At 69.0% G+C, this 26330-nt stretch carries 21 protein-coding genes and 3 tRNA genes; 10 read left to right on the top strand and 14 right to left on the bottom strand.

Annotated features, from left to right (window positions below):
- Nucleotides 1-134 precede the first annotated feature (134 nt).
- The 6 genes from C5E05_RS15835 to C5E05_RS15810 all read right to left on the bottom strand — a co-directional run bounded on the left by C5E05_RS15835 (nucleotide 135) and on the right by C5E05_RS15810 (nucleotide 7447).
- A complete protein-coding gene (locus tag C5E05_RS15835) occupies nucleotides 135-1709 on the bottom strand; it encodes an AMP-binding protein (protein ID WP_219819557.1) in 1575 nt (524 codons plus the stop codon).
- Between the two features lie 156 nt (nucleotides 1710-1865).
- Complete coding sequence (locus C5E05_RS15830; protein ID WP_104244985.1) at nucleotides 1866-2279, bottom strand: RidA family protein; 414 nt, start codon at nucleotides 2277-2279, stop codon at nucleotides 1866-1868.
- A 274-nt stretch (nucleotides 2280-2553) separates the two neighbouring features.
- Entirely contained in the window at nucleotides 2554-3588 is a 1035-nt protein-coding gene (locus C5E05_RS15825; RefSeq protein ID WP_104342468.1) for an ABC transporter permease, read from the bottom strand.
- Nucleotides 3585-4604 (bottom strand): ABC transporter permease, encoded by a 1020-nt coding sequence (locus C5E05_RS15820; RefSeq protein WP_104342467.1) that lies wholly within the window; start codon nucleotides 4602-4604, stop codon nucleotides 3585-3587. Before C5E05_RS15820 ends, C5E05_RS15825 begins: the two co-directional genes overlap by 4 nt.
- Nucleotides 4601-6289, bottom strand: coding sequence for a sugar ABC transporter ATP-binding protein (locus C5E05_RS15815; protein WP_104342466.1), 1689 nt, complete (start codon nucleotides 6287-6289; stop codon nucleotides 4601-4603). The genes C5E05_RS15820 and C5E05_RS15815 overlap by 4 nt, the downstream gene beginning before the upstream one ends.
- A gap of 75 nt (nucleotides 6290-6364) precedes the next feature.
- On the bottom strand, nucleotides 6365-7447 hold the full coding sequence (locus C5E05_RS15810; RefSeq protein ID WP_104244993.1) for a substrate-binding domain-containing protein: 1083 nt from the start codon (nucleotides 7445-7447) through the stop codon (nucleotides 6365-6367).
- Nucleotides 7448-7860: 413 nt separating this feature from the next.
- On the opposite strand from C5E05_RS15810, the gene C5E05_RS15805 reads away from it, so the two are divergent.
- On the top strand, nucleotides 7861-8649 hold the full coding sequence (locus tag C5E05_RS15805; RefSeq protein WP_104342465.1) for a hypothetical protein: 789 nt from the start codon (nucleotides 7861-7863) through the stop codon (nucleotides 8647-8649).
- A 153-nt stretch (nucleotides 8650-8802) separates the two neighbouring features.
- Here C5E05_RS15805 and C5E05_RS15800 read toward each other — a convergent pair whose 3' ends face one another.
- Nucleotides 8803-10137, bottom strand: a complete 1335-nt coding sequence (locus C5E05_RS15800) for a uracil-xanthine permease family protein (protein WP_104305849.1) — start codon at nucleotides 10135-10137, stop codon at nucleotides 8803-8805.
- A 294-nt stretch (nucleotides 10138-10431) separates the two neighbouring features.
- On the opposite strand from C5E05_RS15800, the gene C5E05_RS15795 reads away from it, so the two are divergent.
- Together C5E05_RS15795 and C5E05_RS15790 are read left to right on the top strand one after the other, a co-directional pair.
- Nucleotides 10432-11892 (top strand): NCS2 family permease, encoded by a 1461-nt coding sequence (locus C5E05_RS15795; RefSeq protein ID WP_104240336.1) that lies wholly within the window; start codon nucleotides 10432-10434, stop codon nucleotides 11890-11892.
- A 136-nt stretch (nucleotides 11893-12028) separates the two neighbouring features.
- Nucleotides 12029-13618, top strand: a complete 1590-nt coding sequence (locus C5E05_RS15790) for a carboxylesterase/lipase family protein (protein ID WP_104342464.1) — start codon at nucleotides 12029-12031, stop codon at nucleotides 13616-13618.
- A 24-nt stretch (nucleotides 13619-13642) separates the two neighbouring features.
- Here the strand turns inward: C5E05_RS15790 and C5E05_RS15785 are convergent, their stop codons facing one another.
- Both C5E05_RS15785 and C5E05_RS15780 read right to left on the bottom strand, forming a co-directional pair.
- Nucleotides 13643-14179 (bottom strand): NINE protein, encoded by a 537-nt coding sequence (locus C5E05_RS15785; protein ID WP_104342463.1) that lies wholly within the window; start codon nucleotides 14177-14179, stop codon nucleotides 13643-13645.
- Between the two features lie 104 nt (nucleotides 14180-14283).
- Entirely contained in the window at nucleotides 14284-15204 is a 921-nt protein-coding gene (locus C5E05_RS15780; protein ID WP_104342462.1) for a DUF368 domain-containing protein, read from the bottom strand.
- 222 nt (nucleotides 15205-15426) lie between these two features.
- Between C5E05_RS15780 and C5E05_RS15775 the strand changes: the two genes are divergently transcribed.
- Both C5E05_RS15775 and C5E05_RS15770 read left to right on the top strand, forming a co-directional pair.
- Complete coding sequence (locus tag C5E05_RS15775; protein WP_104342477.1) at nucleotides 15427-17106, top strand: molybdopterin-dependent oxidoreductase; 1680 nt, start codon at nucleotides 15427-15429, stop codon at nucleotides 17104-17106.
- Nucleotides 17107-17249: 143 nt separating this feature from the next.
- The gene (locus C5E05_RS15770) at nucleotides 17250-17879 is read left to right on the top strand and encodes a hypothetical protein (RefSeq protein WP_146081150.1); all 630 of its coding nucleotides are present in this window, start codon (nucleotides 17250-17252) and stop codon (nucleotides 17877-17879) included.
- Nucleotides 17880-17916: 37 nt separating this feature from the next.
- Here the strand turns inward: C5E05_RS15770 and C5E05_RS15765 are convergent.
- The 3 genes from C5E05_RS15765 to C5E05_RS15755 all read right to left on the bottom strand — a co-directional run bounded on the left by C5E05_RS15765 (nucleotide 17917) and on the right by C5E05_RS15755 (nucleotide 18310).
- Nucleotides 17917-17989: transfer RNA gene (locus C5E05_RS15765), tRNA-Phe, on the bottom strand.
- Nucleotides 17990-18068: 79 nt separating this feature from the next.
- A tRNA-Asp gene (locus tag C5E05_RS15760) sits at nucleotides 18069-18145 on the bottom strand.
- A gap of 92 nt (nucleotides 18146-18237) precedes the next feature.
- Nucleotides 18238-18310, bottom strand: a tRNA-Glu gene (locus tag C5E05_RS15755).
- 360 nt (nucleotides 18311-18670) lie between these two features.
- Between C5E05_RS15755 and C5E05_RS15750 the strand changes: the two genes are divergently transcribed.
- Nucleotides 18671-20455, top strand: a complete 1785-nt coding sequence (locus C5E05_RS15750) for a peptidoglycan DD-metalloendopeptidase family protein (RefSeq protein ID WP_104342460.1) — start codon at nucleotides 18671-18673, stop codon at nucleotides 20453-20455.
- Between the two features lie 543 nt (nucleotides 20456-20998).
- Here C5E05_RS15750 and ppa read toward each other — a convergent pair.
- Nucleotides 20999-21487: an inorganic diphosphatase gene (ppa, locus tag C5E05_RS15745; protein WP_104240267.1), complete on the bottom strand. Its 489-nt coding sequence runs from the start codon at nucleotides 21485-21487 to the stop codon at nucleotides 20999-21001.
- Between the two features lie 236 nt (nucleotides 21488-21723).
- Between ppa and C5E05_RS15740 the strand changes: the two genes are divergently transcribed.
- The 4 genes from C5E05_RS15740 (at nucleotide 21724) to ftsH (ending at nucleotide 25858) form a co-directional block, all read left to right on the top strand.
- Nucleotides 21724-21984 carry a PLDc N-terminal domain-containing protein gene (locus C5E05_RS15740; RefSeq protein WP_104240337.1) on the top strand — a complete coding sequence of 87 codons (261 nt, stop codon included), beginning with the start codon at nucleotides 21724-21726 and terminating at the stop codon, nucleotides 21982-21984.
- A 95-nt stretch (nucleotides 21985-22079) separates the two neighbouring features.
- Nucleotides 22080-23108, top strand: coding sequence for a tRNA lysidine(34) synthetase TilS (gene tilS / locus C5E05_RS15735; protein WP_104240268.1), 1029 nt, complete (start codon nucleotides 22080-22082; stop codon nucleotides 23106-23108).
- A gap of 61 nt (nucleotides 23109-23169) precedes the next feature.
- Entirely contained in the window at nucleotides 23170-23727 is a 558-nt protein-coding gene (gene hpt / locus C5E05_RS15730; protein WP_104240269.1) for a hypoxanthine phosphoribosyltransferase, read from the top strand.
- 154 nt (nucleotides 23728-23881) lie between these two features.
- Nucleotides 23882-25858, top strand: coding sequence for an ATP-dependent zinc metalloprotease FtsH (gene ftsH, locus C5E05_RS15725; RefSeq protein WP_104240270.1), 1977 nt, complete (start codon nucleotides 23882-23884; stop codon nucleotides 25856-25858).
- 124 nt (nucleotides 25859-25982) lie between these two features.
- On the opposite strand, the gene C5E05_RS15720 is transcribed toward ftsH, so the two are convergent.
- Nucleotides 25983-26189 carry a hypothetical protein gene (locus C5E05_RS15720; RefSeq protein ID WP_104342459.1) on the bottom strand — a complete coding sequence of 69 codons (207 nt, stop codon included), beginning with the start codon at nucleotides 26187-26189 and terminating at the stop codon, nucleotides 25983-25985.
- Nucleotides 26190-26330 lie beyond the last annotated feature (141 nt).

Below are 26330 nucleotides of genomic sequence, written 5' to 3'. Positions count from 1 at the left end.
CTTCCCCCCTCCCCGCGCCCTTCCCCCTCGCGCTGCTCTTCTCGCCGAGGGCTGAGTTGTGGTCGTTCTGCGGCCGTCTTGACGACCACAACTCAGCTCTCGGCGCGCGCGGGCGGGCGCGGCGCCCGTGCGCGTCAGCGGGCGCGGAGGTCCTTGCGAAGGATCTTCCCCGAGGCCGACTTCGGGATGACGTCGATGAACGCGACGGCCCGCACCTTCTTGTGGGGCGCGACGTGGCCCGCGACGAAGGCCTCGACGCCCGCCTCGTCGAGGGGCGAGCCCTCGCGGCGCACGACGAATGCCTTCGGGATCTCCTGCCCGTCGGCATCCAGCGCCCCGACGACGGCCGAGTCGGTGATGTCGGGGTGCGTGAGCAGCAGCGCCTCGAGTTCGGCGGGCGCGACCTGGTAGCCCTTGTACTTGATGAGCTCCTTGAGCCGGTCGACGATGGTGAACTCGCCGAGTGGGCCGACCGTGGCGATGTCGCCGGTGTGCAGGAAGCCGTCGCTGTCGACCGCCTCGTGGGTGGCGTCGTCGCGGCCGAGGTAGCCGAGCATGATCTGGGGTCCGCGCACCCAGATCTCGCCCGGCTCGCTCTGCCCGTCTTCGACCGCGTCGATCTCCTTGCCCGTGTCGACCGAGACGAGCTTCACCTCCGTGTTGGCGATGGGCACGCCGACGGACCCGAGCGACATGCCGGTCTCCGTGGGCGGCAGCACGTGCGTGACGGGGCTCGCCTCGCTCATCCCGTAGCCCTGCCTCGTGCGGGTCCCGATGCGGTCGGCGACGGCTTTCATGAGGGCGACGTCGATGGGGGCTGCTCCGGAGAAGACGGACCGCACGCTCGACAGGTCGAACGTGTCGATGAGCGGATGCTTCGCGAGGGCGACTGCGATGGGCGGCGCGATGAACAGGTACGTGCATCGATGCGTCTCGATGATGCGGAGGAACTCGCCGAGCTCGAACTTCGGCATGGTGACGAGTCTGGCCCGCTTCTTGATGGCGATGTCGAGGAGCACGGTCATGCCGTAGATGTGGAAGAAGGGGAGGAGCGCCAGCACGACGTCGTCGTCCTCGACGTCGAGGACGGGGTAGGTCTGCACGACGTTGGCGACGAGGTTCGTGTGGCTGAGCATGACGCCCTTCGGCTTGCCCGTCGTGCCGGATGAGTAGGGGAGCACGGCGACGTGCGTGGCGGGGTCGAAGCTCACCTCTGGGGCGGGGAGTCCCGCGGCGAGCAGCTCGCGGAGGTCGTGGTAGCCCTCTGCGCCGTCGAGGACGATGATGGCGTCCTGCTCGAGGCCGGCGGCGATGGCGCCGGCGCGCGCCTGCTGGAGGAGGGGGCTCACCGTGAAGAGGAGCTTCGCGCCGGAGTCGCGCAGCTGCGTCTCGATCTCCTCCGCGGTGTAGAGCGCGTTGATGGTGGTGGCTGTCGCGCCGGAGCGGAGGATGCCGTGGAACACCGATGCGAAGGCGGGCACGTTCGGGCAGTGGAGGGCGACGACGTCGCCGAGTCCGAGCCCGCCCCCGGCGAGCGCGCCCGCGATGAGCTCGATGTGCTGCTTGAGGGTCCCGAAGGTCGTCTCGGCGCCGGTGGTGCCGTCGACGATCGCGGTGCGGGCGGCATCTGCTTCGCTGAGCTCGGAGAAGAGGAAATCGAAGACCGAGACGTTCGGGATCTGCTCGTCTGGGTAGGGGCTCTTGAACACGGCGATCTCCTTTGATCGATACGCGGGCGGCACGGCGGGCGGATTGCGCCCGTCCGCGCCTGTCAGGTGGGTGCACGTCTCGCACCCGCTGCCCATACTGCTGACCGCAGATGGGAGCAACCCCAGCGACCCGCTCAGGAGGACGCCGACGGCGGGTTACTCCGCAGGCGCGACGGCGGCCACGGCTTCGATCTCCACGAGCTGGTGGTCGTAGCCGAGCACGGTGACGCCGAGGAGGGTGCTCGGGACGTCGTGGTCGCCGAATGCGTCGCGGACGACCTCCCACGCGGTGACGAGGTCGGCTTGCGAGGTGGATGCGACGAGCACGCGGGTGCTGGCGACGTCGCTGAGCTCGGCCCCGGCTTCGGCGAGGGCGACGCGCAGGTTCTCGACGCACTTGGCTGCCTGCCCGGCGTAGTCCCCGATCGCGGCGGTCGTGCCGTCGTCGTTGAGCGGGCAGGCGCCGGCGGGGAAGATGAGGCGGGCGCTGGGCTCGACGGCGGAGGCGTAGGCGTACTCGGCGGCGTCGCTGAGCGTGCTGGCTCGGATGAGGGAGACGAAGGTCGACACGGGTGTTCTCCTGCGCTGGATGCTGGTCGGACGGGGGAGACGCTTCGGGTCGGCGGTGCGACGGGGAGGTGCGCTTCGCGGACTTTCGGAGCACAGAGAGCGTACCCACGTTCTGGGGGCGACGCAGCCGGCACGCGAGGTTGGCGAACGGTCAGGGCTGCGGCGAGGGGAGTCCTCGCCGCACCACCCCGCGGCAGAGTTGTGGCCTCCTGTCGCTCCCGGGGGCGGGAACAGCAGGAGGCCACAACGCTGCGCCAGCGAGGCGGAATGTGGGCTAGCCGCGCTTGCGCCCGTAGAGGGAGATCACGACGAGGATGATGGCGCCGTAGATGAGCTGCTGCACGTTGGAGCCCAGGTTGAGGACGGTGACGAGCGTCGCGACCTGGCCGAGCACGAGCGCTCCGCCAACCGTGCCGACCACCGATCCTCGGCCACCGAAGATGGACGCTCCACCCACGACGACTGCGGCGACGGAGGAGAGCAGGTAGCTGTCGCCCATGGTCGCGGACGCCTGCTGGAAGTAGCCGACGATGACCATGCCGGCGAAGGCGGCGAGCATGCCCGAGATGATGTACCCGGTGATACGGATGCGGTCGACGGGGAGGCCTGCGAGCCTCGCCGTCTCGGGGGCCGCACCGACGAGGAAGAGGGAGCGTCCCCATCCGGTGTAGCTGAGGACGAGCTGCAGCACGACCATGAGCACGAGTCCGAGGGGGAGGACCGCGGCCATGGAGAGGCCGAGGACGCTGATCTGCGCGGAGGTGATCGCCGTGATGAAGTCGGGGATCTGCGTCAGCTCGGAGAAGTTGAACTGCAGCAGGATCACGCCGAACAGGAGGCCGTTCATGGCGATCGTCGTGACGATGGGGGTGAGGCCGAGCTTCGCGATGACGAGCCCGTTGAGGAGTCCGATGACGGCGCCTGCGAGGAGCGCGCCGAGGAACGCGCCGAACGGGCCGAGGGGGCCGACCATGGCGAGGAACGACAGCGCGGAGAACGCGATCGTGTTGGGGACGGACAGGTCGATGCCGGCCTGGATGACGGCGAACGTCTGCCCGAACGAGGCGATGGAGAGGATGATCGCGAAGGTCGCCGTGCCGATGAGCGACTCGATCGTGATGAGGTTCGGGCGGATGATGCCGCCGATGAGGAACAGCACGAGGAATGCGACCAGCGGCCACACGCTGCGTGGGACTCGCGCGAGCAGCGACTTGGACGGCGCGTATTCGACCTCGTGGTCGCCGGGGGCGGGGGCTCCCGCGCCTGCCGTCCCGGCATTGCCGACTGCGGCCGGAACTGTTGCGGTCATGACCGTGCTCCCTTCCGAGCGAACGACAGCTTTCGCCAGACGACGGGGATGCCCACGACCGAGACGATGATGAGCGCCGAGATGACGTACTGCCAGTACGAGTTGATGCCTGCGAAGAAGAGCAGGTTGCCGATGAGGCCGAGGGTGATGCCGGCGAGGATGGTGCCGATGATGCTGCCTCGTCCGCCCGTGAAGCTGGCGCCGGCGAGGGCGACGGCGGCGATCGAGGAGAGCAGGTAGGGGTCGCCGCTTCGCGGGTCGCCGGTCATGGTGGAGCCGGCGAGCATGATGGCGCCCGTGGCGGTGAGCACGCCGGCGATGCCGAAGGCGGCGAGCTTCGTGAGGCGGGCGTTGAGGCCCGCGGCGCGGATGCTGTCCATGTTCGATCCGACGCCGTAGATGTGCCTGCCGAGGGCGCTGCGCTGCAGGACGAACCAGAGCAGCACGGCGATGATGGTCAGCCAGACGAGGGCGACGGGCACGAAGGGGATGGCCTCGCCGCTCGTCGCCAGATGGAACTCGGTGGTGATGTTGCCGCCTGGCCTGTCCATGACCTCGCGGGCGAGCGAGCCGAAGATGAAGGCGCTCGCCAGCGTCACCGCGATGGCGGGGAGTCCCCCGTAGGAGACGAGGAATCCGTTGAAGAGGCCGCAGGCGAGGCCCGTCGCGAGGCCGAGGAGCACGGCGATGGGGATGGGCACGACCTCGGTCTGGGCCGCGAAGACCACGTTGGAGAGGCTCATGATGGCGCCGATGGAGATGTCGATGCCGCCGACGAGCACGATGAGCAGCTGGCCGAGCGCGACGAACGCGAGCGGCACGACGAGGTTCGCGGCCGTCTGCAGCTGGAAGCGCGTGAGCAGCTCCGGGTTGATGATGAGGTAGACGACCAGGAACACGACGAACGCCGCGGCGGGGGCGAACGCGCCCTCGCGTCGCAGCCTGACGAGCCCCTGTCGGCGCGCGACGGCCCGGGTGACCGGCTGCGCCGGTGGAGGGGTGACGGTGGCGGTCATCTGCTGCTCCTCGATGTCTTCTCGCGCGCTGCCCTGCCGCGCGTTGGCGTCTTCGCGGCTTCGCTCGCCGCTTCCTCGAGCTCGGCGGCCGAGACGGTCTGGATGCTGCCCGTCACGCCGACAGCGGCGCCGACGATGGCATCCGCGGTCAGTCGCTCACCGGCGAGCTCGTCGGTGATCTGCCCGTTGTAGAGCACGAGCACCCGGTGGCACACGTGCACGAGCTCCTCGACCTCGGTGGAGAACCAGAGGACGCCGACGCCCTGCTTCGCGAGGTCGACGATCGCGCCGTACAGCTCCTGCTTGGCACGCACGTCGATGCCGCGCGTGGGGTCGTGCAGCAGGATGACGGACCGGGAGCGGTTCATCCACCTGCCGAAGACGAGCTTCTGCTGGTTGCCGCCGGAGAGCGAGCCGGCCGCTTCGAGGGGGCCGCGCGTTCGCACGGAGAGGGCGGCGAGCACGCCGTCGAGCCAGCCGCGCTCGCGGGCGAGACGTGGCTTGCCGCCGAGCTGCCAGGCCTTGAACCAGGGCGCGAGGAGGTTCTCTCCGACGCCGAGCTCGAGCGCGAGCCCTTCCTTCTTGCGGTCTTCCGGCACGTAGCCGAGGCCGCGGCGCACGCCGCGGACGGGCGTGAGGCGGGTGACGGAGTCGCCGTCGATCGTCCACGAGTCTGCCGTGGCGGCGGATGCGCCGAACAGCGCGCGCAGCAGCTCAGCCTGCCCGTGCCCCGCGAGACCGCCGATGCCGACGATCTCGCCCGCGCCGATGGTGAGCGAGATGCCGTGCACGCCTTCGGCTCGCAGCCCTTCCACGTCGAGGACGTCGCCCTCGCGGGTCCGGGCGGGCGGGTCGGGGAAGAACCGCTCGGCCTTGCGGCCAGCCATGAGCGAGATGAGCTCGTCGTCGGTCCAGGAGCCGCGAGAGAACTCTCCGGCGAGGCCGCCGTCGCGCAGCACGATGCCGCGGTCGGCGATCTCGGCGATCTCCCCGAGTCGGTGCGACACGTAGATGACGCTGCCGCCGCGTGCGGTGAGCTCGCGGATGCGGGTGAACAGCCACTCGACACCGGGAGGGGTGAGGGCGGATGACGCTTCGTCGAGGATGAGCAGCTTCGGCTCGCCGGCGAAGGCCCGCGCGATCTCGACGAGCTGCCGGTTGGCGAGCGACAGGTCGGAGACGAGCGCCCGAGGGTCGATCTGGGGGAGGTCGAGCGAATCGAGCAGGGCGCTCGCCGCGCTGATCGCCTTCTTCTGCGAGAAGCCGCGCAGCGGTGCCCCGTCCGGGAGGCTCAGGTTCTCGGCGACGGTCCATTCGGGCACCAGGGCCAGCTCCTGGAACGCGCAGCGCACGCCGGAACGACGCGACAGTCGCACGCTCCCTGAGGCGAGCGGCGCATCCTCGACCGTGATGGTGCCGGACGTGGGGGTGACCGCGCCCGCCAGCATCTTCGCGACGGTGCTCTTTCCCGCGCCGTTCTCGCCCACGAGGGCGAGCACCTCGCCGGGGTGGCAGACGAAGCTCACCCCCTGCACGGCCTTGACCGGGCCATAGCTCTTCACCAGGTCGGTCGCGACGAGGAGCGCCTCGCCCGACCCCGCGTTCCCGGTGCGTGCCGGCCGGGTGGCTTCCGCCTGCCCGGGCGCCGCGGCGACGTCCGCGGCGCCCACTTCACTTGCATTCATGACTCGATGTGTCCTCGCTGATCGGTTCGAGTGAGAGCTGGCGGCAGCCCTGCTGGTGAGGGCTGCCGCGGTGCCCTAGGACCCGGAGTAGTACTCCATGACGTCCTCGAGCTTCAGGTCGAGGCCGGGGAAGTCGTAGCCGAGCTGGAAGTTCGCGGGGCGGTCTTCGAGGCAGTAGTCGGCGGCGTTCTCCGTGGTGATCTCGAGCGGCGGGAAGAACTGCTCGCGTTCGATCTCCTGGCCTTCGAGGAGCAGGACGGCCTGTTCGAGGCCCTTCGCGTAGATCGACGGCTGGCCGAAGATCATGTTGCCCGTGAAGCCCTCGGGGGCGTACTCGACGAGGGCGCAGGCCTCGCCGTTGTAGCCGGAGCCGCCGACGGTGGGGACGAAGGGGATCCCGGCGGCCTTGTAGGCCTCGGCCACGCCCTGGCCTCCCGTGAGGAAGGAGTAGACGCCGCCGATGTCCGGGTTGGAGCGGAGGATGTTGGCCATCGACTCCTGCGCGGTGGCCTCGTTCCAGCCGTTGGTGTCCTGGGCGACGACGGATGCGCCGCCGGCCTCGAGCGCGTCGATGACGCCCGGCATGGAGCCCTCGTTGAGGGGAACGCCGGCGAGGCCCTCGAGCACCGCGACGTCCTTGTTGTCGGTGAGGTTCTCGAGCAGCCATTCGGCGCCGATGGTGCCGGCGCTCGCCCAGTCGGTGGAGACGGTGTAGACGTCCTCGCTCTCGTAGGGCCCGCCGTTGGCGATCACGGGGATGCCCTGCGCGGTCGCCTGCGCGATGGCGGGGTCCGCGCCGCTGGAGGAGGCCGGGTCGAAGAGGATGAGGTCGACGCCGTCGGCGATGAGGTTCTGCATGGCGGCGTTCTGCTGGGCCGCGTCGTTGTCGTCCGTGCGCACGATCTTGAGCTCGACCTTGTCGATGTACTCGGGGGAGTTCGCGAGCGCCTGGAGGGAGGCGAGGCCCATCTCGCGCCAGGCCTGGCCGCCGAGGGGCTGCTGGAAGCCGATGACGAACTTGCCGTCCTCGCCTCCTGCGGAACCGCCGCCACCTTCTGCCGGTGCGCTCGTGCATCCGGCGAGGAGGACCACGGCGGAGGCCGTGGCGACGAGTGCTGTGCCCATCCTGAAGCGCGATTTGGGTCGACGAGTGTGCATGATTTCTCCTTTGAAATCTGGCGGATGCTGCTGGCGGCGTGAGTGGGGTGGAGGGCCTCTGACCGAGATCCGGGGCTGTTCGCCAGCTTGCTTCGTGACACTAGCCCAAAAATGGCAGCGCTACCAGTAGCGCTGCCAAATTGGCTGTGGACAGTTATCCGAATGCGGTCGCCAAGCCGGTGGCGGGTCTCCGTGAGCTGTCCCACGCGTCTTGCCGCCCAGTCCGCGCCGCCACGCAGACATGTGAGAAGTGCAGCTTCCCGAGGGCGGGAAGCTGCACTTCCCACATGTCTGTCGCGGGTGGGGGCTGAGCGGCTGAGTCTGCTGGGTGACTGGGGCTGCTGGGTGGCTGAGGGGACTGCGGCCGGGCGGGGCTGCGCTGAGTAGTGTGACCAAGGACGAGGGGATGCGACGTGAGATCACAAGCGGAGATTCCAGAGGCCGTCGGCGCGAAGATGCGAGCGCGGCTCCAGGAGACGCTCGCGCGACGTGCCGAGCTGCTCGGTGGCGGGGCGGATGCATGCGCCGAGTCGAGCGAGAATGCGGGTGCTGCCGCATCCACCGGAGCATCCACCGCGGCACCCACACACCCAGCGCCCGAGCCGACCTCGGGTGCCGCCGAGAGAATCGGCGAGGCGTCCCGGCACGAGTGGGTGGCGCCGCCGATGCACTCCGACGCGGCGATCCGCGCGCAGACCGGGCAGGGATGGGACGACTGGATCGACGCGATCGACGCGGGTGTGGGGCGCGACGCGGCGCATCCGCGCATCGTCGAGTGGGTCATGGCGAACTCGACGCAAAACGGCTGGTGGAGCCAGGGCATCGCGGTCAGCTTCGAGCGCATGACGGGCCGGCGTCTCGCGGGGCAGATGCCGGACGGCACGTTCACGGCGAACCGCTCGCGAACGCTGCCCGTCGACCGCGAGGTGCTCAGGGCGCTGATCGCCGACGACGCGGCCCGGGATGCGCTGCTCGGCTTCGAGACGGAGTTCCGCTCCAAGGTCGCGTCGAAGACCTACAAGGTGCTCATCGCTCGCGACGCGCAGCCGTTCGGTGGGCTCCTGTTCACGTTCGACGCTGCACCGAACGGGCGCACGAAGCTCGCGATCGCGCACGAGAAGCTGCAGGTGGTCGACGAGATCGAGCTGTGGAAAGCCCACTGGGGCGCATGGCTTGACGCCCTCGAGCTGGCCCTCTCCTAGCCCCCTCCCTCTCTCCCGCCCTCCCTCCCTCCCTCCCTCCCTCCCTCCTCTCCCCGAACGTCGAAAGCGGACTTGTGGTCGTCAAACTCGAGGTTTGACGACCACAAGTCCGCTTTCGGCAGAGTTGAGGGGTGAGCGTAGCGAGGGATGCGGCTAGCGCGTTGTGCGCTCCGCATCCGCTGCCCCGTCGGCGCCGGCGACGAGGTCGTCACCAGCGTCGTCGGCGTCGGAGCCACGGAGCCGGGCGATGCCGCTCATGAGGTGGTAGACGACGAGCGTCGCCACGGTGCCGAGGACGATGCCGCCGAACGTGACCTGACCGCTGTTGATGGTGAAGTCGCCGATCGCGACGATGAGGCCGACGCCCGCCGTGAACTGGTTGGTCGGTGACGAGAAGTCGACCTTGTTCTCGAGCCAGATGCGCACGCCGATGATGCCGATCAGGCCGTACAGGGCGGTGGTGATGCCGCCGAGCACGCCGCCGGGGACGCTCGCGATGAGCACTCCCACCTTGGGCGAGAGGGCGAGGAGGATGGCGGCGATCGCCGCGACCCAGTATGCGGCCGTCGAGTAGACGCGGGTTGCCGACATGACGCCGATGTTCTCGCCGTACGTGGTCGTGGGGGAGCCGCCGCCGAAGCCGGAGAGCACGGTCGCGAGGCCGTCGGCGAGCAGCGCGCGGCCGGCCATGGGGTCGAGGTTGCGGTTCGTGAGCTGGCCGACGCCCTTCACGTGACCGACGTTCTCGGCGATGAGCGCGAGCACGACGGGCACGAACATGAGGTAGACGAGGAGGTGCTCGGCGGCGAAGACGGGGGCCGTGAACGTGGGGAGCCCGACCCACGCGGCCTCGTCGAGCCCGGCGAGGTCGACCTGGCCCATGAACGCGGCGACGATGTAGCCGACGACCACGCCGATGAGGATCGACAGGCGACCGATCATGCCCTTGAAGGCGACGGCGACGACGATGACCGTCAGCAGCGTGATGGAGGCGACGATCGGGGAGGCTTCGAAGTTGTTCTTCGCGGCGGGTGCGAGGTTGAAGCCGATGAGGGCGACGATCGTTCCTGCCACGACGGGCGGCATGAGCAGGTTGATCCAGCGCGTGCCCGCGAGGTTCACGATGAGGCCGACGACGGCGAGGAGCGCGCCGACGACGATGATGCCGGCGAGGGCGACGCCCTGCCCGTCGGATGCGACGGCGGCGAGGATCGGCGCGATGAACGCGAATGATGAGCCGAGGTAGCTGGGCACCCGGTTGCGGGTGATGAGGAGGAACAGCATCGTGCCGATGCCGGAGAACAGCAGCGTCGTCGATGGCGGGAAGCCGGTGAGCAGCGGCACCAGGAATGTCGCTCCGAACATCGCGACGACGTGCTGCGCGCCGAGGCCGATGGTGCGCGGCCAGGTGAGCCGCTCCTCGGGGAGCACGATGTCGCTCGCGGGGACGTTCTTGCCGTCTCCGTGCAGTTTCCAGGGCAGTGCCACGATGGTCTCGCTTCCAGGTCGTTCGGCGGGGTTGGGCCTGCGCGGGGGAGCGGCGCGTGACCTCTACGAGATTAGGGGATCGGGTGAGGGTCGGCGCGCCCGGGGTCGCGGCGGGGTCGGTCGCTGCGTTCGGTGCGCGCCTCGCCGGTCTCGCGCGCTGACTACGCTTGTCCCTGTTAACGCGAGCAGCACGATCAGGGGAGCCGCATGAGCGACAGCCACGAGTCCGCAGGCGATCACGAGCAGGCGGGAGCTGGCGACCTCGGTCACGCGGCGGCTCCGGCCCGCGCGACGATGGTCGCGCCGACGAGACGCGGCAGCGGCTCGACGTTCAAGGAGCGCATCGACACGTTCTTCGAGATCACGCATCGGGGCTCGAGCGTGCCGCGGGAGATCCGCGGCGGGCTCGTCACGTTCATGACAATGGCGTACATCGTCATCCTGAACCCGCTCATCCTCGGCGGCTTCTCGCAGGACCAGGCCACGCTCGACGTGGAGGGCGGTTGGCTGCAGGCCTCGCAGGTGGCGGCGGTCACGGGGCTCACTGCCGGTGTGATGACGATCCTGTTCGGTGTCATCGCGAATCTGCCGTTCGGTCTGGCAGCGGGGCTCGGCATCAACTCCTTCCTGGCCGTCAATGTCGTGCAGCAAGTGACGTGGGCTGAGGCGATGGGGCTCGTCGTCATCAACGGCCTGGTCATCGTGGTGCTCTCGGCGACCCGTCTGCGCGAGATGATCTTCCACGCCGTGCCGCCGCAGCTGAAGACGGCGATCACGGTGGGCATCGGCCTGTTCCTGGCCTTCATCGGGCTCGTGGATGCGGGCTTCGTCACGTCCTCGGGGAACGCGTCGCCGCCCGTCCAGCTGGGTGTCGGCGGCTCGGTCACAACGGTGCCGACGCTCATCTTCGTGGTGGGGCTCATCGTGATGGGCGTGCTCATGGCGCGCCGCGTGAAGGGCGCGCTGCTCATCGGCATCGTCGGCACGACGGTCGTCGCGGTCGTGGTCGAGGCGATCATGAAGCTCGGCCCGGCGTTCGAGAACGAGGGCGGATGGTCGCTCAACGTGCCGGTGCTGCCGACGCAGATCGTCTCGGTCCCGGACCTGGGCCTGATCGGCGCGTTCGATTTCGGCGCGTTCGAGCGCATCGGCGTCCTGGCGGGCGTGATGCTCGTCTTCACGCTCGTGTTCACGAACTTCTTCGACGCGGTCGGCTCCCTGACGGGTCTCACGCGCGAAGCGGGCCTGCAGGACAAGCAGGGCAACTTCCCTCGCCTCAAATCGTCGCTGGTCGTCGAGGGCATCGGCGCCGTCGCGGGTGGCGCGACGTCGAGCTCGTCGAACACGATCTTCGTCGACTCTGCGGCCGGAGTCGGCGAGGGGGCCCGCACTGGCCTCGCGAGCGTCGTGACGGGCGTCATGTTCCTGCTCGCGATGTTCTTCACCCCGTTGACGCAGATCGTGCCGCTCGAGGTGGCCGCCGCGGCGCTGGTCGTCGTCGGTGTGCTCATGGTGTCTCAGGTGCGCGAGCTGAAGTGGGACGACTTCTCCGTCGCGCTCCCCGTGTTCTTGACGATCGTCATCATGCCGCTCACCTACTCCATCGCGAACGGCATCGGCGCCGGCTTCATCTCGTGGGTGCTCGTGCAGACCCTCACGGGCAAGGCCCGCAAGGTCTCTCCGCTGCTGTGGATCGTGGCGGTCGGCTTCCTCATCTACTTCGCCCGGGGCCCCATCGAGGGCATGTTCGAGTAGTCCCGCTCGGCTGGCGGGACGCGTCCATCCCGTGACGTGACGCGCACGAGTCGGCCGGCTCCGCGGCACGCCGCAGCTGGCGTGCGCGGTGGGAAGCTGGCACTCCACTCGTCCCTCCCGAACGCCGGAGCAGCTCATGGACTCAGCCGCTGGACCGAACACGACCCCCCGAGGCCTCTCCGTCTCGGATCCGCTCGTCGAAACGCGAGACGGAACGCTTCGCGGGTCTTCAGACGGACGCACCGAGCGCTGGCTCGGTGTCCGCTATGCGCAGGCGCCAACAGGTGATCGCCGCTGGCGTGCCCCGGTGCCCGTGGAGTCGTGGGCGGGAGTGCGGGACGCGCGAGCCCTTCCGCCGATCGCCCCGCAGCTTCGCATGAAGGCTGTCGACATGGGGGAGCGAGCGATGACGGATGAGGACTGCCTGTTCGTGAACGTGTGGCGTCCAACGGCGGCCGGTGAACCTGGTGCGGCCCCGCGGGCCGTCATGGTGTGGGTACACGGCGGCGCGTACGTGATCGGAGGAACCTCGGAGCCGATCTACGACGGGGCGGCGCTGGCGGAGCGCGGCGACCTGATCGTCGTGTCGCTCGGCTACCGTCTCGGCGGTCTCGGATTCCTCGAGCTCTCGACGCTCGAGGGAGCAGAGCAGGCGTTCGATTCGAACCTCGCGATGCGGGATGTTCTCTGCGCGCTCGAGTGGGTGCAGACGAACATCGGCGCGTTCGGAGGTGACCCCGAACGGGTGACGGTCTTCGGGGAGTCAGCTGGTGCAGGCATCGTCTCGACGTTGCTCGCGACGCCGTCAGCGCGGGGCCTGCTCTCCGCGGCGATCGTCGAGAGTTCACCGGCGACGAGCATGTACGGCCTTGCACGAGCGAAGATCGTGGCCGAGCGATTCGTCGCCAAGCTCGGCATCGACGATGCTGCCGCGCTGCGTGCGCTCCCGGTCTCGAGCATCATCGAGACCTCGGCCGAGCTGTTCGCTGAGATCCCGACCGAGTTTCCAGGGACGCTTGCGTTCGCGCCTGTCGTCGACGGAGATCTGGTTCCGGAGCATCCAGTGACGGTGCTCAGCGAGGGCCGAGGGCTGCCTGTTCCGCTCATAATCGGAACGAATCGTGATGAGGCCACGTTCTTCAAGGCCTCGAACTCACCACTGCTTCCGGTCGGTGAGCAAGCGCTGACGACCATGATCACCTCCATCGCCGCCGAGAACCCCACCGTCGAGATGCCGGATCGCGAGCACATCCTGGAGGCCTATGAGGGCGTCCGGCAACGGCTTGTGGGCCTCGGCGTGGTGAGGGATGTGGCCTTCCGGATGCCGACGGTGTGGATAGCTGAGGGCCATTCGCGGATCGCCCCCACGTTCCTCTACAGATTCGACTTCTCGACACCGCTGTTGAGAGTGCTCCGACTCGGCGCGACGCATGCGTCCGAGCTTTCGCTCGTCTGGGGCAACCTCGACACGGACCCTCGTGGACTGGCGTACAAACTCGGCGGGCGAAGGCAAGCCGGGGAGGTGTCTGACCGGATGCTCGCCCTCTGGACGTCGTTCGCGCGCGAGGGGCGGCCCACCGACGGGGGCTTGTCGGGCGCGGTGCCGTGGCCCGCGTTTGGGGCGGCCCGCTCGACCCTCGTCATCGACCACGCAGATCGGGTCGTCGACGACCTCGACGCGGACCTCCGTACCGCCTGGGGCGATCGGGCCTTCTCGCTCAGTTGAGCCGGGACCGGCGCGGGACGTGCGCTAGTACTGACCCGGGTACGACCCGCCGCCACCGGCCGGGCCGTAGCCCTGGTTCGCCGCGTACGCGCCGGCCCCGGCGAGGCGCGCGTTGGCTTCGCGCACGAACTGCGGGATGAGGAAGAGCTCGACGATGACCCAGATCGCGACGCCGAACATGAGCAGGAGCCCGATGCCGAGCCACGAGGTGGCGATTCCGACGAGGTACAGGACGAGCTGCGTGATGGCGATGCCGGTGCGCCCCAGATAGAAGTTGTGGATGCCGAGCCCGCCGAGGAAGATCGCGAGCACGTAGGTGATGCCGACCTCCTTGCCTCCGCTGACCACGACGGTCTGCTGGTAGAGCATGGGAGCCCCGATTGCCTGCGACTGCGCTGGCGCGTACTGGCCCCACTGCGCGCCGTCCCAGTAGCGCTGTCGTCCTGTCGGGTCGGGGTACCAGCCGGCGGCAGGTGAGGAGGGTGTGCCGCTCGCCTGCGACGATCGCGACTGGCCATCGTCGGGCTGTGAGGCGTACGGGTCCGTTGGAACGAGGCTCATCGGGCACTTCCCTGCTGTCGAGTGGATGCGCGTCTCATGCTACCGAGCACCACCGACATCGCGCGGGCTGGCCTGCGAAATCGTGCCCGGACGCCCGGCGCGAGCTACGCGTGCGCTTCAGGAGCGCGACGGAGCGCGCGACGCACGAGCAGGCCCTCGGCGATGAGGAGGGCGGCGACGATCGCGGCTCCGAGGAGGAACCAGAGCACTGGGCCGACGACGTCCCCGGAGGCCCAGAGCAGCTCGCGGTCCTCGGTCTGCCAGGGCCAGAGGGCGCGGAGCGAGCCCGCCATGAGACCCGTCATGAGGGCCAGCGTCACGCGTCGGTGCTTGGAGAGCAGCCACAGCAGCACCTGGACGAAGAGGGCGAGTCCCGTGATGGCGCCGACGGCGAAGATGGCGACGTACCCGAGGTCGAGCGAGTTGAGGGCCCGCAGCGTCGGCTCGTACATGCCGGTCGTGACGAGCACGAAGGAGCCGGAGACACCGGGCAGGACCAGCGCGCAGACGGCGACGGCGGCGGAGACGAAGATGGCGAGCGCAGAGGGGTCGGCGTCGTTGGCCGAGGGGAGCCCCGTGAGCACGAAGCTCAGGACCGCGGCGGGCACCGCGATGGCGTAGTCCCGCAGCTGCCAGCGGGCGCCGAGCATGCGTGCCGGGACGATGAGGGAGACGGCGATGAGTCCCGCGAAGAGCGCCCGCGAGGGGATGGGGTGCGCCTCGATGAGCGGGGCGACGAGGCGGGCCGCGACGACGAGCGCGACGAGCATCCCGATGCCGATCGGGAGCACCATGCCCCACCTCACCTGCGCGAAGTGCTCGCGGGCCCGGTTCAGGCCTCGGCGGCGCAGCGTGTCGGCGACGGCGCGGACGACACCCCGCACGAGGTGGCCGGCCGAGTCGATGAGGGTCTCGTAGACGCCGATCAGCAGCGCGATGGTTCCACCGCTCACGCCGGGGATGATCTCGGTCACGCCGATGAGCGCGCCGCGAAGCAGATTGGCGAGGACGTTGAGCGCTGACAAACCGGCCCTTCTCGGGCGCCGGGGTCGGAACGGCGCCGGATGCACGTGCGCCGGGTGACGCGGCGCAAAGCCCCCAGTCTGCCAGGCGCGGTGGGTGGCCGCACCCGAGCCGCTCTCGTGCAGGCGGCCCCTGAGGCCCACCTCGGGTCACTATTCACAGGGGATGCACACCATCCGCCCACACTCAGCCCGGCCGGGTTTCGCGCGCGTAGCGTGTCCGCCATGTCCCTCGAAACCAGTCCCGAACAGGTGAGAACGCGCCGTCGTCGCCTCCGCGAGTCCGTTCCGGCGGGCCTCGCCGGGATCGGCGCGGCGGCCCTCGGCGTCGGCCTCGGAGAGCTCGCGGCTGCGTTCCTGCAGACCACCGCGAGCCCCATCGTCGCGGTGGGCGCGCTGCTCATCGACCTCGCCCCGCCGTGGGCGAAGGACACCGCGATCGCCCTGTTCGGAACCGCGGACAAGATCGCGCTCATCGCGCTCGTCGCGGTGGTGCTCGTCCTCCTCGCAGCGGTCGCCGGGGTGCTCGAGTCGCGGCGCCCGCCGTGGGGTCGGGTCGTCCTCGGACTCATCGCCGCCATCGGCGCCGTCGCAGTTGCCACCCGCACTCCCTTCTCGCCGCTCGACACGGTGCCTCCGCTGCTCGCGATGGTCGTCGCCGTGCTGACGCTGCAGTTCCTCGCCAAGACCCTCGAAGGTGCTGAGCAGCGCGCACGTCAGCGGTCCCGCGAGGCGGCCGTCGCGGCGACGCGGAGCTCCGCGGTCGGAGCGACGGGCCGTGCCGCTGCGTCCGACGGCGAAGACCTCGACGTTCGCGGGGACACGACGCCCGCCGGAGTCGATCGCCGCCGCTTCCTGATCTACACGGGTGCCTCCGTCATCGTCGGTGCCATCGCCGCGGCGTCCGGTGCCGCCCTCTCTGCCGGGACTCGCGCCGTCACAGCGGTGCGTGAGGCGATCGCGCTGCCGCAGGCGGCCGTGCGCGCCGCGGCGGTTCCCGCCGGAGCCCAGTTCGAGATCCCCGGCCTCCCACCGGTCGTTACGCCGAACGATGACTTCTACCGCATCGACACCGCGCTGAGCGTGCCGCTCGTGAACCCGGAGGGCTGGTCGCTGCGCATCCACGGCCTCGTCGACAACGAGGTCACGATCACCTGGGACGAGCTCCTCGCCCTGCCGCTCGAAGAGAGCATCACGACCCTCATGTGCGTGTCGAACGAGGTCGGCGGCGGCCTCATCGGCAACGCCCTCTGGCTCGGCTACCCGCTGCGCGAGCTGCTGAAGCGCGCTGGACCACAGGCCGACGCCGACATGGTGCTCTCGAAGTCCGTCGACGGCTGGACGGCGAGCACCCCCATCGGCGCCCTCACCGACGACCGCAACGCGATCCTCGCGGTCGGCATGAACGGCGAGACCCTGCCAGCCGAACACGGATTCCCCGTGCGGATGGTCGTGCCAGGCCTCTACGGGTACGTCTCGGCGACGAAGTGGGTCGTCGACCTCGAGGTGACGCGCTTCGACCGCGTCAACGCGTACTGGACCGACCGCGGCTGGAGCGCGGAGGGCCCGATCAAGATCGGCTCCCGCATCGACGTGCCAAGCGGCGGCAGCCTCAACGCGGGCCCCACGACGATCGCCGGCTTCGCCTGGCAGCAGCACACCGGCATCGAAGCGGTGGAGGTGCAGATCGACGACGGCGAGTGGATGCCGACGGAGCTCGCGGCTCCCATCTCGGACGACACGTGGCTGCAGTGGAAGCTCGACTGGGATGCCCCAGCCGGCGAGCACTCCGTGAAGGTCCGCGCCACGTCGAGCGACGGCGAGGTGCAGACGGATGCGCGCGCCAACGTCGTCCCCGACGGCGCGACCGGCCACCACGAGATCACGGTCAACGTCACGGCCTGACGCGTCGCTGTTCTTCTGCCCGTGCTTCCGCCCCCACCCGCACGGAAGTGAGCGAGACGCACCCTCGTCTCGCGAAGAACCTGCATCTGGCTGACGGATGTGCTGCAGCGGGCCGTTGACGGCACCCCGCTAGCCTGATCGGGATGCCCCCACATTCCGCTCAAGCGCGCCCCCGTCCGTCGACCGTCCGGGATCTGCCGCGTGCCGCGTGGATCTCGGCCCGCGCGTCCACGCCGAACGTCCCGTTGGCGGTGCTGTCGGTGCCGATCTACGCGTTCTCGATCCTGCCGATGACCCTGCGGGGTGGCCTCTACCTCGACAGGACGCGCACGGGAACCGTGCTGTTCGAGCGTCGGAGGCCCATCCTCGACGGGTTCGTCGTCGCGCTCGTGACGATCGCGGCGTTCGTGCTCTGGGTGGCCTGCATCCTGGTCTTCGACGCCACGACCGTGCTGCTGCTCGGCTTCTCCGTCTACGCCGTGCTGCTCGCGGGTGCGGTGATCGCGCTGGTGCAGCCGGGTGGGACGACGCTGTCGGCGTCCGGTCCTGAGACCCCGGAAGGGGATCGGTGGATGGTCGCGGCCCTCGCGCAGCATCCTGGCACGCGGCTGACGGCGGTCATGCTCGCGAGGCGACTCATCGAGCACGCGCCTGCCGGTTCCGTGCTGGTCGCGGCGGCGGCGACGGATGCACTGCTCGAGCGCTACGTGCGGGCCGGCTTCACCGCGGGGCGGGCGCGGCGTGTCTACCGCCTGGCGCCTGCGCGGACATAAAGAAACCCCGCCATGTAGAAGCTAGGCGGGGTTTCAGTGGCTCCGACGGGCGTCGATCCCGTGACCTCACGATTTTCAGTCGTGCGCTCTACCAACTGAGCTACAGAGCCGGAGGCCGAGGCCTCGTGGCGACGCACTGATGTTCGTCACCGTTGCAAATTGCCCTCTCCGAGAAGAGGGCAAGATGCTTGGCGACCCTGACGGGACTTGAACCCGCGACCTCCGCCGTGACAGGGCGGCGCGCTAACCAACTGCGCTACAGGGCCTTACTGTGGTGTCTCAGCCGGGGCTGATTCATCCGTATTCGATTGCGACAGTTCAATGTACAGCATCTCAGCACCTGGTGTTGTCACGACCGTGACCCCAACGGGATTCGAACCCGTGTTAACGCCGTGAAAGGGCGCCGTCCTAGGCCGCTAAACGATGGGGCCGAGTGCTTGTAGCTGACTTGACTACCGAGAGAAAAGCATAGGGGCGTTTTTCCTTCGCGGCAAATCGGGTGCCGCATCGGTGCCTCTTCGGCGTGTCGTGGGGTGCTCAGGTGGTGGCGAGCGCAGGCTTCGTCGTGACCGGATGTTCCCCGAGATGCGCGGAATCCCGGTGCAGACGGCGACCCGGTACGTGATTTGTCACCCGGGTCTCTGTGACGCGCTAGGCAGATGTTGACAAACTTGTTACTGTTTCTCGTGTTGTTGGTGTGAAACGAGTGGCTGCAGTGGTAGATGCGGTCTCGCGTTGCCGCAGAGGCGTCCGCCTCGTTCCGCACCCAAGATTCATCACGAGGAGAGCGCATGCCCGCCACCAGGAGCCCGAAGCCCCTGCGACTTCGCAACCGCTGGCGCACACCGCTCGTCGGTGCGGCATCCGCAGCAGTCCTCGCCGCGTTTGCGCTCGCAGCCGGCCCAGCCTTCGCTGCCGATGACGGCTACGCGACCTGGGAGGACGTCGTCGCCGCAGAGGGCAACGTCGACCGCCAGGAAGCGCTCATCAGCGAGATCGAGCAGCAGATCGCAGACCTCGACGCGAAGGTCACCGCAGCCGCCGCGCAGGCGAAGACCGCAGGCGAAGAGCACGGCAAGGCGCAGACCGCGTCGAGCGAGAAGTTCGCCGAGGTCACCATCCTGCAGGACCAGGCCGATGCTGCCGAAGAAAAGGCATCGACCTCTCGTGAGAAGGCAGGCCAGCTCGCCGCCGCCATGAGCACGCGAGGCGCGGGCGACCCCAAGCTGGCGCTCTTCCTCAACCCCGGCGACGCCGACACGCTCCTCTACCAGCTCGGCACCATCAGCAAGCTCTCCGAGCAGACCGACGGCATCTACAACCAGGCCGTGACCGAGAAGAACACAGCGGACGTGCTCGGAACGCAGGCGACCACCGCGCACGACGAGTTGGCGAAGCTCGAGTCCGAGGCGAAGACGAAGTTCGACACGGCGCAGGCCGAGCAGGTCGTCCTCCAGAACGAGAAGTACCTCGCTGACAGCAAGAAGGCCGACCTCCAGGCCATGCTCGCTCCGCTCAAGGAGAAGCGCGATGTCACCGCCACCGACTACGCGGCGGGTGAGAAGCTGCGTCAGGAGCAGGTCGCGCAGACCAACCGCGAGCGTGCCGAGGCGGCCGCCGCGTACCAGGAAGAGGCCTACGCGCAGGTCGTCGCCGAGGCTGAGGCCGCCGGCGTGCAGGCCCCGCCGAAGCCGGACATCTCCAGCGAGGCTCCGGCAGTGAACGCGCCGCTCGCGCCTGCCGACCCGACCGACACCTCCGTCGCGCCCGAGACGCTGCGCCCGCCGCAGCAGGTCACGCCTCCGCGCCAGCCATCGACCCCGCCGACGGCGACGGCCGACCCGACCGCTCCGGTCACGCCCCAGCAGCCGACCACGCCCGCCGAGTCCCCGGCCCCGGCACCGAGCCAGGAACCGGTCACCCCGCAGCCGACGACGGCACCGGAGCCGACAGCTGCACCGGAACCCTCGACCCCCGCTGAGCCACAGCCGACGGCAGCGCCCACGGCGGCTCCCGAGCCGGAGCCCACGAAGCCCGACATCGAGATCCTCCCGGAAGAGCCGCAGAAGCCTGACGTCGAGCTCGAGCCGGAACCCGAGCCGGAGCCGGAGGTCGTCCCACCGACGACGCCCGAGACCCCGAACGGTGTCCTCGCCGGCTACTACGGCCCGATCAGCAGCGGCGTCGTCACCGATGAGTACGGCATGCGCCTGCACCCGATCTTCGGCACCTACCGCATGCACAACGGCCTCGACCTCGGTGTCAACGGCGGCACGTGCGGCGCCCCGCTCTACGCGGTGCACAGCGGCACGATCACGTACGCCGGCTACAACGGCGGCTTCGGCAACCACGTCGTGCTCGACTTCGGCAACGGCACCGAGGTCTCCTACTCGCACATCATGGACGGCGGCATCAACGTCTACGTCGGCCAGACCGTGAACGCGGGAGACGTGCTCGCCTACGCCGGCACCACCGGTTCGTCCACCGGCTGCCACCTGCACTTCGAGCTGAAGTACTGGGGCACGCTGATGGACCCGAAGCCTTGGCTCGCCTCGGCAGGCATCTACTACTACTGATCCGCACGGACGTCAGCTGACGTCAGCGCGCACGAGAGGGCGGCTCCTCGCTTCGGCGGGGGCCGCCCTTCTGCGTGCCTGCGAGCCTTCTGTGCCCGGCCGCCGCCCGGCCGCCGCCCGTGCCGGCCGCCGCCCGTGCCGGCCGCTGTCCGCTGCTGGTTCCTGCCGGCCGCTGGCAGCCGCTGCGTCGTGTCGGTCGCTGCCCGCCGCTGTCCCCGCCCGCCGCCGCTGTCCGACTTGCGTAACGGTTCGGGTATCGGCGTGCTCTGAGGGCCCCTGCGGCTGGTTTCGTCACGCAAGTTGGACAGCGACGGGATCGGCCGCACCGGGCGCTGACCAACATGAGTGCAGATTGGGGCGGATTCGAGCGGATCGACGCCGCGAGCCCCAGATCTGCACTCATGTTGGTCACGCGCAGCGCCAAGTCCCCGCAGCGCCGAGTCCGCGCACGACCGAGTCCGCGCACGACGAAGCCCCGCAGCCACTTCTGCAGTGGATGCGGGGCTTCGTCAGCCGGTCACCGGTCTGGCCGGTGAGCTGCGCCTACTCGGCGGGCTTGTACTGCGCGATGGAGCGCTCGATGATCGCCTCGGCGGCGGCGGCGTCGCCCCACGCCTCGACCTTGACCCACTTGCCGGGCTCGAGGTCCTTGTAGTGCTCGAAGAAGTGCTTGAGCTGGTCCTTGGTGGAGTCGTCGACGTCGCCGAGGTCCTGGATCTTCGCCCAGCGGGGGTCCTTCGCCGGCACGCAGAGGATCTTGTCGTCTCCGCCGGCCTCGTCGGCCATGTTGAGGACGCCGACGGGGCGCACCTTGAGTCCGACACCCGGGAAGAGCGGGTACTCGAGCAGCACGAGTGCGTCGAGGGGGTCGCCGTCGTCGGCGAGGGTGTGCTCGAAGTAGCCGTAGTCGACGGGGTACACGAACGGCGTGAAGAGCACGCGGTCGAGGAACACGCGGCCGGTCTCGTGGTCGACCTCGTACTTGTTGTGGCTTCCGCGCGGGATTTCGATGACGACGTCGTAGCTGCCCATGGCGCTCCTTCGTTGCGCCTGGTGGCGCTCATTCTGTGTGGCTTGTCGGCGGGCCCGGTGTGGCGCTGCTCGCCGCACGAAACCGTTGGTTTCGTTCGGCTTCAGGGTAGTGGATGCGCCTCGCTCGGGGCTGCGGATGCGCGGTTCGCGTCGCGCGTTTCGGCGTCGGGCGCGGCGGGGGTGCTGTGTGACACCGGAATGATCGCCGGGCGCACGGTCGTGGCATGCTGGTCTCCATGGTTGATCTCAAGGAAGCGCTGCACGTCGATCCGTTCATCCCGCTCCGGGAGGGGACTGGCCAGGCGCTTCCGCACGCGTTGACGCTGGGCACGGCGTTGGCGGCTGGTGTGCAGTTCACGCTGCTCGGGGCCGCGCTGCTGAGCCTGCTGCGCCGCAAGCCAAGCCAGGTGCGGGGTTCGCGACTCGCGTGGGGCGCGTTCTCGCTGGTGAACTTCGTGGGTCCCATCTCCTACTTCCTCTTCGGTCGCAAGCGTTGAGCCGTCTGCCCGTTTCCGCGGCTCGCGGGTTCGTCCTTCTGGGATGTTCCGGCTTCGAGCGTGACGGTTCGCGCGGGCGCGTTTAGGCTGTACCTGTGTCAGATCGCCCTCGCCTCACTCCAGCTGTTGCCGACCTTCGTCGAGCCGTCCGTGGTTCTCTCCTCGGGCGCGTGCAGAAGGGCGACCGCATCCTCGTCGCGCTGAGTGGTGGTCCGGACTCGCTGGCGCTCGCTGCCGCGACGGCGTTCGAGGCGAAGCGCCTCGAGGTCGAGGCTGGCGCGGTCATCATCGACCACGATCTGCAGGAGGGTTCTGCGCGGGTCGCGGAGCGCGCCGCAGAGCAGGCAGCCGAGCTCGGGCTCGCCCCGGTGAGCGTCGTGCGTGTGAGCGTGGAAGACGTCGGAGCCGGTCCCGAGGCATCTGCCCGGGTGGCCCGCTACGAGGCGATCGAGGCGGTGCGCGTCGAGACGGGTGCGCCGTGGGTCCTCCTTGGGCACACACTGGACGACCAGGCGGAGACGGTCCTGCTTGGCCTGGCTCGCGGTTCCGGAGCGAAGAGCCTGCACGGCATGGCCCCGGTCACTGGTGCTCTGCTTCGGCCGCTGCTCGGCATCCACCGCGCGGTGACGGTGCAGGCGTGCGAAGACCAGGGGCTCTCGCCGTGGATCGACCCGCACAACAGCGACCCCGCGTACACGCGTGTCCGTGTTCGCGACACGGTCCTCCCGCTGCTCGAGAAGGAGCTCGGCCCCGGCATCTCGGAGGCGCTCGCTCGCACGGCGACGACGCTCCGCGAGGATTCTGAGACGCTGGATGCGCTTGCGCTCGAGTGGGCGCACGAGATCGTCAACACCGATGCGGACGGCCGCATCTCCCTCGATGTCGGCGGCATCGTCGCGCAGCCTCCGGCGCTGCGTCAGCGCATCTGCCGCATCGTCGCCGAGCAGGGCTTCGGCGTCTCGCTCACTCGTGGGCACACGATGGCGGTCACGGCGCTGGCGACGGAGTGGCGCGGGCAGGGCCCCGTCGATCTGCCTGGCATCCGGGTCGAGCGCGAGAAGGGTCGCATCCTGTTCGGGGCGACGGCTTCCGCGCACGACGACCACCTCGACGAGACCGCCTAGCTTCTACCGTTTCGCACACCGCGCTCGCTTCGTCGAGCGCTGAACCACCCAGGGAGCCAGGATGCGCGCTACTGATATTCCGAACGACGTCCGCGAGGTCCTCATCACGGAGGAGGAGATCCAGGCGAAGCTCGCCGAGATCGCCCGCCGTATCGAGAGCGACTACGCCGAGTGCGAGCCGCTGCTCATCGGTGTGCTGAAGGGCGCGGTCATGGTCGTGTCCGACCTGTCGCGGGAGCTGACGATTCCGCTGAAGATGGACTGGATGGCGGTGAGCTCGTACGGTTCCGGAACGGAGTCGAGCGGTGTGGTGCGCATCCTCAAGGACCTCGACACGGACCTCACGGGTCGCCACGTGCTCATCGTCGAGGACATCATCGACTCGGGGCTGACGCTGTCGTGGCTCAAGCAGAACCTGGAGTCGCGGGGCCCGGCCTCGGTCGAGATCTGCACGCTGCTGCGCAAGCCCGAGCGGCTCAAATCGGATGTCCCCGTGCGCTACGTCGGCTTCGACGTGCCGAACGAGTTCGTGGTGGGCTACGGCCTCGACTACGACGAGCAGTACCGGCACCTGCGCGACATCATCGTGCTCCAGCCGCACGTGTACGGCGGCGAGTAGGCGCGCACGCTCGAGCGGATGCGCCGCGCGCCTGCAGCGAACACTGGACGCCGGTGTCGGGGGCCGCGGGTACCATGACTTTCGATTGAGCGCCCTGGTGCGCTGGCGAAGAACCGGCTGAAAGGCACCGAGCACGCCACTCGAGTCTCGACTTATGAAGCAAGTTACCAAGATTTTCAAGAGCCCGATCTTCATCGTGGTGCTCGCCGTGCTGGTCATCGGCCTGGGCTTCAGTCTCATCAACGGCAGCGGCACCCGCGAGGTGACGACGCAGCAGGGCCTTCAGCTTCTTCAGGAGAAGAAGGCCGACAAGGTCGTCATCGTGAACGGCGACAACCGCGTCGACATGGAGCTCGCGCAGGCCGACCCCGAGTACGGCCAGAACGTGCAGTTCTACTTCGTGGATGCGCGCGCCGACGATGTCGTGTCGGCGGTCGACTCGGCTGCTCCCGCTGGCGGCTACGACGACGACGTGCCTCAGCCGAGCTGGCTGCTCTCGGCGGTGAGCATCCTGTTCCCGCTGCTGCTCATCGGCTTCTTCATCTGGATCCTCTTCGCGGGCGGCCTCGGTGGCGGCGGCGGTCGTGGGGTCATGCAGTTCGGCAAGTCGAAGGCGAAGCTGGTCTCGAAGGAGAGCCCGCAGGTCACGTTCGACGACGTCGCTGGCGCGAACGAGGCGCTGGAGGAGCTGCAGGAGATCAAGGAGTTCCTCAAGGAGCCGGCCAAGTTCCAGGCTGTGGGCGCTCGCATCCCGAAGGGCGTGCTGCTGTACGGCCCTCCGGGAACGGGCAAGACGCTGCTGGCCCGTGCGGTCGCCGGTGAGGCTGGCGTGCCGTTCTACTCGATCTCCGGTTCGGACTTCGTCGAGATGTTCGTGGGTGTCGGCGCGAGCCGAGTCCGTGACCTCTTCGAGCAGGCGAAGCAGAACTCGCCCGCCATCATCTTCGTCGACGAGATCGACGCGGTCGGACGCCACCGTGGTGTGGGGATCGGCGGCGGCAACGACGAGCGAGAGCAGACGCTGAACCAGCTCCTCGTGGAGATGGACGGCTTCGATGGGTCGACGAACGTCATCCTCATCGCCGCGACGAACCGCCCCGATGTGCTCGACCCGGCCCTGCTCCGTCCTGGTCGCTTCGACCGGCAGATCGGCGTGGACGCCCCCGACCTCGACGGACGCGCCCGCATCCTCGGCGTGCATGCCAAGGGCAAGCCGCTCTCGCAGGACGTCGACCTCCGTGTCATCGCCCGAAAGACGCCCGGCTTCACGGGTGCAGACCTCGCCAACGTGCTGAACGAGGCGGCCCTGCTCACGGCTCGCTCCAACGCGCAGATCATCGACAACGAGGCGCTGGATGAGGCGGTCGACCGTGTCATCGCCGGCCCGCAGCGTCGCAGCCGCGTCATGAACGACCAGGAGCGCCTCATCACGGCGTACCACGAGGGTGGGCACGCGCTTGCTGCCGCGGCGATGCGCCACACCGACCCGGTGACGAAGATCACGATCCTCCCGCGTGGTCGCGCGCTCGGCTACACGATGGTGCTCCCACTGGAAGACAAGTACTCGGTCACCCGCAACGAGCTCCTCGACCAGCTGTCGTACGCGATGGGCGGACGCGTTGCGGAGGAGATCGTCTTCCACGACCCCACGACGGGCGCGTCGAACGACATCGAGAAGGCCACGAAGACGGCGCGCAAGATGGTCACGGAGTACGGCATGACCGCATCCGTCGGCTCGGTGAAGCTCGGAGAGTCGTCGGCCGAGACGGTGTACGGCCAGCAGGCGGGAGCCGGGCGCAACTACTCGGAGTCGGTTGCGGAGACCGTCGACCGCGAGGTGCGCCTGCTCATCGAGCAGGCCCATGACGAGGCGTGGAAGGTCATCAACGACAACCGCGACATTCTCGACCAGCTGGCGGCGGAGCTGCTCGAGAAGGAGACGCTCGACCACATCCGCCTCGACGAGATCTTCAAGCCCGTTCGGAAGCTCCCGGAGCGCCCGCAGTGGCTGTCGAGCCCCGACCGTCCCGTGAGCGCGCTGCCGCCGGTGCCGCTCAAGCCGCACATCCCGGTCGACCAGATGGACCCGATCGAGCATGCGCAGGATGGCGGAGCCGAGCTCGGCTTCTAGACCCCACGCCGCGCCGCACGCCGCACGGTGAGCGTACGCCACGCGAGAAGAATGCAGGCTCCCAGATCTGGGAGCCTGCATTCCTCGTCAGCGGGCGGGTCTCACGCGCTGCGGGGGTCGAGGTTCAGCCGGTGCCGCGCCTCGTCTTCTTGAGGGCGGAGACGGTCACGGCGACGCTGACGGCCGCGAGGGGCACGATGAGGATGGCCATCTGCAGCAGGTTCCATCCGAGCGCGAGGAAGAGCGCGGTCGCGCCGACGGTGACGACCCACAGCGCGATGGCGAGTGGGGCGGATGCGAAGCTCCGGAAGCCGGGCCGGTCGTCGGTCATGGTGACTCCTCTGCTCGTCGGTCCTTCGACCCTTTCGAGATCCACCGGGTCTTGTCAATCTGGCGGCGCCTCGCACAGGGACCGCTGAGTGTGACGCGCGCGGCGAGGCCGGGGGTGCGCGCGGGGTTCGATTCGCGGGAG

Origin of the sequence: Pseudoclavibacter sp. AY1H1 (assembly GCF_002931055.1) — a bacterium.
Classification (GTDB): domain Bacteria; phylum Actinomycetota; class Actinomycetes; order Actinomycetales; family Microbacteriaceae; genus Pseudoclavibacter.
The sequence above is the reverse complement of the archived record's forward strand: the minus strand, read 5'-3'. Positions and strand labels throughout refer to the sequence as shown.